Origin of the sequence: Streptomyces sp. Isolate_45 (assembly GCF_024721315.2) — a bacterium.
Classification (GTDB): domain Bacteria; phylum Actinomycetota; class Actinomycetes; order Streptomycetales; family Streptomycetaceae; genus Streptomyces.
The window spans coordinates 1-9,595 of sequence record NZ_JANFAK020000238.1 but is presented as its reverse complement, the minus strand read 5'-3'; the positions used below and the strand labels follow the sequence as shown (position 1 = coordinate 9,595).

Below are 9,595 nucleotides of genomic sequence, written 5' to 3'. Positions count from 1 at the left end.
CCGGCGGAGGCAGCGCGCCACGCGCACCCGCCGCCCCGGCGCGCGCACGCCGCGACCACACCGGACCCGCTGAAGGGACGCCATGCTCGACCACCTGATCAAGGGCGCCACCGTCGTGGACGGCACCGGCGCCCCCGCGCACGTCGCCGACGTCGGCATACGGGACGGCCGGATCGCCGCCATCGGCGCCCCCGGCACCGTCACCGAAGAGGCCCGCACCACCGAGGACGCGACCGGCCTCGTCCTGACCCCCGGCTTCATCGACCCGCACACCCACTACGACGCCCAACTGTTCTGGGACCCGTACGCCACACCCTCCATGAACCACGGCGTCACCACCGTCGCCGGCGGCAACTGCGGCTTCACCCTGGCGCCCCTCAACCCGGACCGCCCCGAGGACGCCGACTACACCCGCCGCATGATGAGCAAGGTCGAGGGCATGGCCCTCAAGGCCCTCGAAGAAGGCGTCGACTGGACCTGGTCCACCTTCGGCGAGTACCTCGACGCCCTCGAAGGCCGCATCGCCGTCAACGCCGGCTTCATGGTCGGCCACTGCGCCCTGCGCCGCCACGTCATGGGCGCCGACGCGGTCGGCGGACAGCCCACCCCCGAGCAACTCCAGCAGATGCTCGACCTCTTCCACGACGCCATGAACGCCGGCGCCTGGGGCCTGTCCACCACCCAGTCCTCCACCCACTCCGACGGCGCCGGCGCCCCCGTCGCCTCCCGGCACGCCGGACCCGCCGAACTCCTCGCGCTCTCCCGGGCCGTCGCCGACCACGAGGGCACCCAACTCGAAGCCATCGTCGCGGGTTGCCTCGACCAGTTCTCCGACGAGGAGATCGACCTCTTCGTCGACATGAGCGCGGCCGCCGGCAGGCCCCTCAACTGGAACGTCCTCACCATCGACGCCTCCGTCCCCGAACGCGTCCCCCGCCAGCTCATCCCCAGCGCCCGCGCCCGCAAGGCCGGCGGCCGCATCGTCGCGCTCACCATGCCGATCCTCACCCCGATGAACATGTCGCTCGGCACCTTCTGCGCCCTCAACCTCATCCCCGGCTGGGGCGACGTCCTCGGCCTGCCCGTACCCGAACGGATCGCGAAGCTCCGCGACGCCGACGTACGCGCCGAGATGCTGCGCCGCGCCGACAGCAAGGAGGCCGGCGTCTTCCGCCGCCTCGCCAACTTCGGCCGCTACGTCATCGGTGACACGTACAGCAAGGAGAACGAGGGCCTCTCCGGCCGCGTCGTCAACGACATCGCCGCCGAACGAGGCCTGGACCCCTTCCACTGCCTCGTCGAGATCTGCGCCAACGACGACCTGCGCACCGTCCTGTGGCCCATGCCCACCGACAACGACCCGGCCAGCTGGACCCTGCGCGCCGAAACCTGGCAGCACGAGGACGTCATGCTCGGCGGCTCGGACGCCGGCGCCCACCTGGACCGGATGTGCGGCGCCCCGTACACCACGCGCTTCCTCGGCGACTGCCTGCGCGGCCGCAAGCTCGTCCCGCTGGAACAGGCCGTCAAGATGCTCACCGACGACCCGGCCCAACTCTTCGGGCTGCGCGAACGCGGCCGCATCACCGAGGGCTGGCACGCCGACCTCGTACTGTTCGACCCCGAACGGATCGAGGCCGGTCCGGCGACGCTCGTGCACGACCTGCCCGGCGACAGCCCGCGCCTCGACGCGCGGGCCATCGGCATCGTCTCCGTACGCGTCAACGGAGTGGAGACCATCCGCGACGACGAGGTGACGGGCGCGGTCCCCGGCACCGTGCTCCGTTCCGGCCGGCACACGAGGACGGTGAGCACCCGATGAGCACGACGCCCCGCGCCACCCCGTCCGGTACGCCCCAGCGGCTCTACATCGGCGGCGACTGGGTCGAGCCCGCCGGCGGGCACTACGAGGTCATCAACCCGGCCGACGAATCCGTCGTCGGCCTCGCCCCGGAGGCCGGCCGCGCCCAGGTCGCGGAGGCCACCCGCGCGGCCGCGGAGGCCTTCGGAGCCTGGTCCCGTACGACGCCCGAGGCCCGGGCGGCGATCCTCGACCGCGCCGCCGACATCATGCAACGGGAGTACGAACCCTGGGCGGCCCTCGCGCAGGCCGAGACCGGGGCGCCGACCGGCATCGCCCGCGGCATGCAGGTCGGCGTCGGGGTGTCCCGGTTCCGGCGGTACGCCCGCGGCGCCCTGGAACCCGTCGAGAAGGCGCTGCCGCCGCAGGTCACCGAGGCCGGACCGATGGGGCGGGCGGCCATCCTGGGCGCCCTGGAGGTCCGCCGGCCCGTCGGGGTCGTCACCTGCGTCACCTCCTACAACAACCCGTGGGCCAACCCGGCGGGCAAGGTGGCACCGGCCCTGGCCATGGGGAACACGGTCGTCGTGAAGCCGGCGCCGCAGGACCCGCTGTCCGTGTTCAAGATGGCCGAGGCGCTCCACGAGGCCGGGGTCCCCGCCGGAGTGGTCAACGTGGTCTCCGGTACGTCGGTGGAGGTCGGCGAGGCCGCCGTGGACTCCCCGGACGTGGACATGGTGTCCTTCACCGGTTCCACCGCCGTCGGGCAGCGCATCGCCGAGGTGTGCGGCCGGACGATGAAACGGCAGCTGATGGAGCTCGGCGGCAAGGGCGCGGCGATCGTCCTGGACGACGCCGACCTGGACTCCGCCGTCATGGGCATCGGCACCACCTTCTCCTTCTACAGCGGGCAGATCTGCACCGCCCCGACCCGGGTGATCGCGCACCGGTCGGTATACGCGCGGCTCGTGGAGAAGCTGACCGGCTACCTGGCCTTCATGAAGGTCGGCGACCCGGCCGAGCGCGGCACGGTCGTCGGCCCCGTGATCTCGGCGGCGCACCGCGACCGCGTCGAGTCGTACGTGGAACTCGGCCGCAAGGAAGGCGCCCGGATCGTCCACGGCGGGGAACGCCCCGTGGTCGGGGCGGGCCGCGGCTTCTACGTGGCGCCGACCCTGCTGGTGGACTGCACCAACGACATGCGCGTGGTGCGGGAGGAGATCTTCGGCCCGGTCGTCGTGGTCGTCCCCTTCGACGGCGGCGAGGACGAGGCCGTCGCGCTGGCGAACGACAGCGACTTCGGCCTGCTCTCCTACGTCTGGTCCGGCGACTCGGCCCGCGCCTTCCGGGTGGCGGGGCGACTCCGGACGGGCGGCGTCGGCATCAACACCATCGGCCGGAACATGGAGGCGCCGTTCGGCGGCTTCAAGCAGTCGGGCGTGGGCCGGGACGTGGGTTCCTACGCCCTGCACGCCTACAGCGAGGTCCAGTCGATCGTCTGGCCGGGCTGAAGGCCCCGGCGACCGGGGGCCGTCCGCATGAGCGTGCCCCCGGTCGACACCCCGGGGAGGGAGAGTGTTCGCGTCCGCCCCGGGCCGTCGCTCTGCGCCCCGGCAGCTCCGCGCGTCGGCGATGAGCGGAGACGGCGTCCGCCCTCCAGAACCGGAGTCTGGTCGCTGGACGCGCGGCGGCGCGGCGCGCCCGGAAGGCCGGCCGGAGCGAGGTCCGGGACACGACCGACCCGACCGACCCGACCGACACGACCGGCATCGTGCTGTGGGCGCTCGGCACCGCCGTGCTCGCCCCGGTCACCGCACTGGGCCTGCTGAGCACGGGCTGGGCGCTGCTGCTGTGGGGCTTCGTCCTCGCTCAGCCGGCCTGGTGGCTGGTGCGCCGGTACGCGCCCGGCGAGCCCCGCACCGTGATGGGCATGGTCGGCAACGTGGTGCACGCCGGTGCGATGTCCGTGATCGCGGCCCAGGTCTGCCTGATCTACGCGGCCTCCGGCTGGTACCAGATCCAGGGCTCCTTCTGGCAGGACGGCACGGCGCTCCACTACGTGCTGCACCTCGGCAACGTCACCCCGTGGCCCGCCCTGTCCCACGCCATCGCGAGCAGCGGCGTGGTCGTCCTGCTGCTGACGTACGGCACGGTGATCGTCGAGGTGGCGTTCCCGTTCACCCTCTTCAACCGTCGGCTGAGGACGGTCATGGTCCTGATCATGATGTCCATGCACGCCGGCATCGGGATCCTGCTCGGCCTGCCCTGCTTCGCCCTGGCGATGATCGCGGCGGACATGCTCTTCCTGTCGACCGTCCTGCTGCGCAGACTGGGCGACGGCGTGACCCGCGTGGTCAGGGCCCGCACGGGACGACCAGAGAGAACCCCGCCTCGCCCCGGACCCGACCGTTGACCTGGAGCTGCACCAGGTGCTCGCCGGAGTGGTAGCGGCGGGTGGTGATCGGTTTGAAGGAGTGGCGCCTGGAGCCGGTGAGCGTTTCCCCGGGGGCCAGGGCGCGGGTGGTGAGCTTGAAGACCTTCGGGGTGCGGGTGCCGTTGGCCTTGACGTGGTGGATCACGTAGTCGATGACCAACTCGGCGGGGCGCGGGCCGGTGTGGGTGACCTCGTACGCGAAGACGAGGTACTCGCCGACGGCGACGCTCGGGGTGGCCACGACCGGCCCGCGGACCGTGACGGCGACGTCGGGGGAGTGCCCCAGCAGCGTCAGCGCGCCCGGGTGGCCGGCCTTGATCAGGGTGCGCAGCCCGTGCCGGACGACGCGGTCCGTGGCGCCCGAGGGGTCGTCCCGCCAGGCGGCCGCCGTCTCGACCGCGAGGTCGGGGTGGTCGCGGCTGATGTCGTTGAGGTGGTTGGAGACGGAGCGGCGCACGTACTCGGACGCGTCGCGGTGGAGGGCGTGCAGTACGGGGAGGGCCGGGCGCGGGTCGGCGACGAACGCCGGCAGCTGCGGAGCCCAGGGCAGCCGGGGCCGCGTCCCCTCACTGGCGAGCCGGCGGACGTGTGGGTCGGGGTCGTCCGTCCACTTCAGTACGACGGCCAGCGCGCGCTCGGGGTCGGCCCGCAGGAAGGGGCGGACGGCGGATTCGGCGGTGAGCCGGGGGGTGAGGTCGCGGAGCAGGGCGAGGCCGGGTTCGAAGGCGGCCAGTCCGCGCACGGCGACGGCCTCGTCGACGGGGAAGGTCATCCAGCCGGCGAAGTCGGGGTCCTCCAGGGCCGTGCGGACGACGGCCTCGAAGGCGGGCCAGTCGTCGGGCAGGTCGGCGAGGACGGCGTCGCGGACGGCCGTGACCCGGGCCCCGTAGCCGAGGCCGTCGAGGGCTCCGGCGCAGGTGAGCAGTGCGGGGCAGCGGGGCGCGCGGGCCGCCCGGGCGAGCTTCCGGGCCAGGTTACTGACGGTATCCGCGCTGAGGAGCTCGTCTGCTGTGGGCATGGGGCCATTGTGGCGCCAGGGGCCTTGGTGGCGGCGGCCCGAAAAGTTGCACGGGAAAGTTTTGAATGGGGCAAATCGGGCACGGCTGCGGTTTCCGCATTCCGGAAGGTTCGGCCCGGAGCCTTCCGAAGCGCGATTAGATGCCTGAGTGAACCTTGTATTGCGGGAGTGTGAACAGTCCAGACCTCGGGATTCCAAGGGATTTAGCCCTGTGAAGTACTGGACTTAAGTCTTCCGAATGAGGAAACCGCAGCATCTAACGTCCTTACCCATGACACAGCTGGACGTTCGGCCTCGGGTCGGAGACACGGTAAGCGGCGTCGCCGAGGGCGACGTTCGCGGCAAGGGCCTCGGCAAGGGGTCCGTCGGACTGGTGGGAAGCGCCGTCATCGGCATCTCCACCGTCGCCCCCGTCTACTGCTTGACCTCGACCCTCGGCTCCACCGCCGGCGAGGTCGGCATGCAGATGCCGGCGATCTTCCTCGCCGGTTTCCTGCCGATGCTGCTGGTCGCCTTCGCCTACCGCGAGCTCAACAAGGCCATGCCGGACTGCGGCACCTCCTTCACCTGGACGGTCAAGGCCTTCGGCCCCCGCATCGGCTGGATGTGCGGCTGGGGCCTGGTGATCGCGACGATCATCGTGCTCTCCAACCTCGCGGGCGTCGCGACCTCCTACTTCTGGCTCCTGGCCGGCGAGATCACCGGCAACGAGTCGATCGCGGCCCTGGACGACAACAAGCTCGTCCACATCGTCACCTGCCTCACCCTGATCGCCGCCGCGACCGCCATCAGCTACCGCGGGATGACCGCCACCAAGGGCGTCCAGTACACCCTGGTCGGCCTCCAGCTCGCCGTCCTCGCCATCTTCGTCGCGATGGCCTTCCAGAAGGCCGCGGCCGGCTCCTTCGACACCGGCCTGGACTTCTCCTGGTCCTGGATGAACCCCTTCGCGGTCGAGTCCATGGCGGCCTTCACCGCCGGACTCTCGCTCTCGATCTTCATGTACTGGGGCTGGGACGCCTGCCTGGCGACCAACGAGGAGACCACCGGCTCCGCCAAGACCCCGGGCCGCGCCTCGCTCATCGCGATGATCGTCCTCGTCGGCTCCTACCTGGCCACCGGCGTCGCCGCCCAGATGGCCGTCGGATCCGGCACCACGGGCCTCGGCCTCGGCAACCCGGAGACCTCCGACAACGTCTTCGCCGCCCTCGCCGGCCCCGTCATGGGCCCGATGCTCGGCATCCTGCTCTTCGTCGCGGTCCTGGCCTCGGCGACGGCGTCGCTCCAGACCACCTTCATCCCCGTGGCCCGCACGGTCCTCGCCATGTCCACCTACGAGGCCCTGCCGCCGTCCTACGCCAAGGTCCACGAGCGGTTCAAGACCCCGGGCCGCGCCACCGTCATGGCGGGCGTCGCCACCGGCGTCTTCTACACCGTGATGACCCTGGTCAGCGAGAACGTCCTCACCGACACGATCTTCGCGCTCGGCCTGATGATCTGCTTCTACTACTCGCTGACGGCCTTCGCCTGCGCCTGGTACTTCCGCGGCGAGCTGCGCCGCTCCGCCCGCGACCTGTTCTTCAAGGGCGTCTTCCCCGTCCTCGGCGGCCTGCTCCTCGCCACGGTCTTCTTCAAGACCCTGATCGACATGTGGAACCCGTCGTACGGATCCGGTTCCACCGTCCTCGGCGTCGGCAGCGTCTTCGTCATCGGTGTCGGCCTGCTCGCCCTGGGCCTGGTCATCATGATCGTCACCGAACGCCGCAGCCCCGCCTTCTTCCGCGGCGAGGTCCTGACCAAGTCCACCCCGGCACTGGTGGTCGAGGACTGACGGTCGGGGTCGGGGTCCGGGTTCCGGTTCCGGTCCCGCCGGTCCCGCCGCCCGTCCGCCCGTCCGCCCCGTGTCATCCCCGCGGCCCCCACCGGTATCCCCGGTGGGGGCCGCGGGCGTTCGGGCGGGTGCGTGTCGGGGGTCGGGGGTCGCGGGCCGGGTGTCGGGTGTCGGGGGGATGGCACGGGTCGGGGACGGGCGGCCCGGCCGTTCCGGCCGACGTGGTGCGCGTGGCTTCGTTGACGCCGTCGGGGGTTCCCGCCGACACCGCAGTGACCCGGGGCGCGGCGGGGTCGTTGGGCGGGGCATGAATGCCATGAAGCGCACCCTTTCCGCCCTGGTCCTCTCCGGCGGCGCCGCCCTCGCACTCACCCCCGTCGCCGCGCACGCCGACGAGGCACCGGTCCAGGCGCCCCCCATCACGCAGCGCGTCACCGACATCGTCGACCACCCCGGACAGGCCGTCCAGGACACGAAGACGGCCGTGGCCGTGACCTCCCAGGCCGCCGGCACGGCCTCCAAGGCCACCGAGGCCTCCCTCGCCGGCGCGGGCGGCGCCCTGTCCGCAGGCCTCCCCAAGGCCCCGAGCGTGGGCTGACCCCGCCCGTCGGGCCGCCCGCCCGTCCGTCGGGCGGCGGCTCAGCCCCAGGTGCGGGAGCAGAGCACCAGCCGGTAGCCGTCGGGATCCACGACCGTGACCCCGTACTCGTCCCAGTACGGGTTGTGGGAAGCCACCCGGGTCCCGCCGCAATCGATCAGGCGCCGCACCAGGGCATCGTCGGGGGCCTGCCCGAGGTAGACGACGAACAGGTCGTCCACCGTGGGCGCGGGCGCGATCGGGCTCTCGGGATCCAGGGTCAGCTCGAAGTGCCAGCCGCCCCCGGAAGGCCCGACCATCAGCAGATCGTGCTCCCCCGGTACCTGCCCGGAGGTGCGCCAGAGGACGTCGAGCCCGAGTCCGTCCACGTAGAACCGCTCGGCTGCCTCCAGGTCGAGCGACGGCCGCGCGACGCGGATGTGGGTCCGTGAATCGATCATGCCGGGAGGCTACGGGCCCACCGCCGGAGGCGGTGGAACGGGGGCCGGATGTGTCAGGTGGCGCAGCCGCCGACAGGACGGCACTCGCGGCGCGTGCCGCACCTGGGGATTTTGTGGCGCGGGTCACAGTCGCGGGGTCGATGATTCTCCGGCGAACGCGCGGTCTCTCCTTCCGTACAGCCCATGTGAGAAAGAGGAGCGGGTCCCATGCGCATCGTCATCTGCGAGTTCATCAGCCTCGACGGAGTCGTGCAGGCGCCCGGCGGCCAGGGCGAGGACAACGACGGCGCTTTCGCCCACGGCGGCTGGTCGCACCCGTTCTTCGAGCCCGAGGTCGTCGGTGGCGCCTTCGCCGAGTCCACGTCCAAGGCGGAGGCCCTGCTCCTCGGCCGCCGTACGTGGCAGACGATGGCGGCGGCCTGGCCCGGGCGGGCGACCCGTTCGCCGACCGGATGAACGCCGTCCCCAAATACGTCGTGTCCGGGACGCTCGGCGAGGACGACCTCGGCACGTGGCACAACACCACCCGCGTCCTCCTCGACGACGTGCGCGAACTGCGGGCCAAGGGCGACGGCGACCTGCTGGTCATGGGCAGCCCCACGCTGGTACGCGGCCTGCTGGGCGAGGGACTGGTCGACGAGCTGAAGCTCATCGTCATGCCGGTGCTCCTGGGCGGCGGAAAGTCGATCTTCCCCGAGGACGGCGGCCTGCGCACGCTCGAACTCGTCTCCACCGTCACCAGCGGCACCGGCGTGAACGTCTGCACCTACAGGCCGGTGGGCCAGGGGTCGGGCGCATCGGGCGCGGGCGCTTAGGCGCGTGGCCGCGCATGTGGGTCATGGGCCGCTGGTTCGGAGCCGGCCGGCCCGCCGCCGGGCGGGCCCTAGCCCCGCTCGGCCACGCCGCGCTCGACGCAGAACTCGTTGCCCTCGGGATCGGCCATGGTCACCCAGCCCGTCCCGTCCGCATTCCGCCGGTCGCCGACGACCGTCGCACCCAGGGCGAGGATGCGCTCCACCTCCTCGTCGCGGGTCCGGTCCTGCGGCTGGAGGTCGAGGTGCACACGGTTCTTCACCGTCTTGGCGTCGGGAACCGTCACGAACAGCACCGCCGCCCCGGAAGCGGTGACCAACGCCTCGGGGTCGCCCGGGAAATCGTCGTCGGAGACGGAACCGTCAAGGGCCGCAGCCCAGAACTGCGCCAGGCTGTAGGCGTCGGAACAGTCGATGGTGATGTGTCGTACGAGTGAGGCCATGGGCGGCACTATCGATCATGGGCCCGACCGCTGTCCATCGAGTTGAGCGGGATCGGGGGGTGGGCGGGGTGTCCTTGGTCCGCATCAGGGCGGGAACCCCCCAAACCCGCCCTGATTCGGGCCAAGGACATCCCGCCGGGGGGGGGGGGGCGGCCGGGGGGGGGGGGGGGGGGGGGGGGGGCGGGGGGGGGGGGGGGGGGGGGGGGGGGGGGGGCGGG

8 protein-coding genes and 1 pseudogene are annotated in these 9,595 nt (G+C 72.1%); 6 read left to right on the top strand and 3 right to left on the bottom strand.

Annotated elements, in window-relative coordinates; all coding sequences use genetic code 11:
* Positions 1 to 82 precede the first annotated feature (82 nt).
* The 3 genes from NOD94_RS38285 (at position 83) to NOD94_RS38275 (ending at position 4,214) form a co-directional block, all read left to right on the top strand.
* Positions 83 to 1,822, top strand: a complete 1,740-nt coding sequence (locus tag NOD94_RS38285) for a D-aminoacylase (RefSeq protein WP_281210864.1) — start codon at positions 83 to 85, stop codon at positions 1,820 to 1,822.
* Positions 1,819 to 3,312 carry an aldehyde dehydrogenase family protein gene (locus NOD94_RS38280; protein ID WP_281210863.1) on the top strand — a complete coding sequence of 498 codons (1,494 nt, stop codon included), beginning with the start codon at positions 1,819 to 1,821 and terminating at the stop codon, positions 3,310 to 3,312. Before NOD94_RS38285 ends, NOD94_RS38280 begins: the two co-directional genes overlap by 4 nt.
* 260 nt (positions 3,313 to 3,572) lie before the next feature.
* A complete protein-coding gene (locus NOD94_RS38275; protein WP_281210862.1) occupies positions 3,573 to 4,214 on the top strand; it encodes an HTTM domain-containing protein in 642 nt (213 codons plus the stop codon).
* Here the strand turns inward: NOD94_RS38275 and NOD94_RS38270 are convergent.
* Positions 4,156 to 5,253, bottom strand: coding sequence for a DNA alkylation repair protein (locus NOD94_RS38270; protein ID WP_281210861.1), 1,098 nt, complete (start codon positions 5,251 to 5,253; stop codon positions 4,156 to 4,158). The genes NOD94_RS38275 and NOD94_RS38270 overlap by 59 nt on opposite strands.
* 271 nt (positions 5,254 to 5,524) lie before the next feature.
* Between NOD94_RS38270 and NOD94_RS38265 the strand changes: the two genes are divergently transcribed.
* Both NOD94_RS38265 and NOD94_RS38260 read left to right on the top strand, forming a co-directional pair.
* Positions 5,525 to 7,084 carry an APC family permease gene (locus NOD94_RS38265; protein WP_281210860.1) on the top strand — a complete coding sequence of 520 codons (1,560 nt, stop codon included), beginning with the start codon at positions 5,525 to 5,527 and terminating at the stop codon, positions 7,082 to 7,084.
* A 316-nt stretch (positions 7,085 to 7,400) separates the two neighbouring features.
* On the top strand, positions 7,401 to 7,682 hold the full coding sequence (locus tag NOD94_RS38260) for a hypothetical protein (protein ID WP_281210859.1): 282 nt from the start codon (positions 7,401 to 7,403) through the stop codon (positions 7,680 to 7,682).
* 41 nt (positions 7,683 to 7,723) lie between these two features.
* On the opposite strand, the gene NOD94_RS38255 is transcribed toward NOD94_RS38260, so the two are convergent.
* Positions 7,724 to 8,122, bottom strand: coding sequence for a VOC family protein (locus NOD94_RS38255; RefSeq protein WP_281210858.1), 399 nt, complete (start codon positions 8,120 to 8,122; stop codon positions 7,724 to 7,726).
* 207 nt (positions 8,123 to 8,329) lie between these two features.
* Between NOD94_RS38255 and NOD94_RS38250 the strand changes: the two are divergent.
* Positions 8,330 to 8,937: pseudogene (locus NOD94_RS38250) on the top strand (dihydrofolate reductase family protein).
* Positions 8,938 to 9,005: 68 nt separating this feature from the next.
* On the opposite strand, the gene NOD94_RS38245 reads toward NOD94_RS38250, so the two are convergent.
* Positions 9,006 to 9,377: a VOC family protein gene (locus tag NOD94_RS38245; protein ID WP_281210857.1), complete on the bottom strand. Its 372-nt coding sequence runs from the start codon at positions 9,375 to 9,377 to the stop codon at positions 9,006 to 9,008.
* Positions 9,378 to 9,595 lie beyond the last annotated feature (218 nt).

Coding starts and splice junctions, on each gene's coding strand:
- NOD94_RS38285 (WP_281210864.1), top strand. CDS start 83: ATGCTCGACCACCTGATCAAGGGCGCCACCGTCGTGGACGGCACCGGC.
- NOD94_RS38280 (WP_281210863.1), top strand. CDS start 1,819: ATGAGCACGACGCCCCGCGCCACCCCGTCCGGTACGCCCCAGCGGCTC.
- NOD94_RS38270 (WP_281210861.1), bottom strand. CDS start 5,253: ATGCCCACAGCAGACGAGCTCCTCAGCGCGGATACCGTCAGTAACCTG.
- NOD94_RS38265 (WP_281210860.1), top strand. CDS start 5,525: ATGACACAGCTGGACGTTCGGCCTCGGGTCGGAGACACGGTAAGCGGC.
- NOD94_RS38260 (WP_281210859.1), top strand. CDS start 7,401: ATGAAGCGCACCCTTTCCGCCCTGGTCCTCTCCGGCGGCGCCGCCCTC.
- NOD94_RS38255 (WP_281210858.1), bottom strand. CDS start 8,122: ATGATCGATTCACGGACCCACATCCGCGTCGCGCGGCCGTCGCTCGAC.
- NOD94_RS38245 (WP_281210857.1), bottom strand. CDS start 9,377: ATGGCCTCACTCGTACGACACATCACCATCGACTGTTCCGACGCCTAC.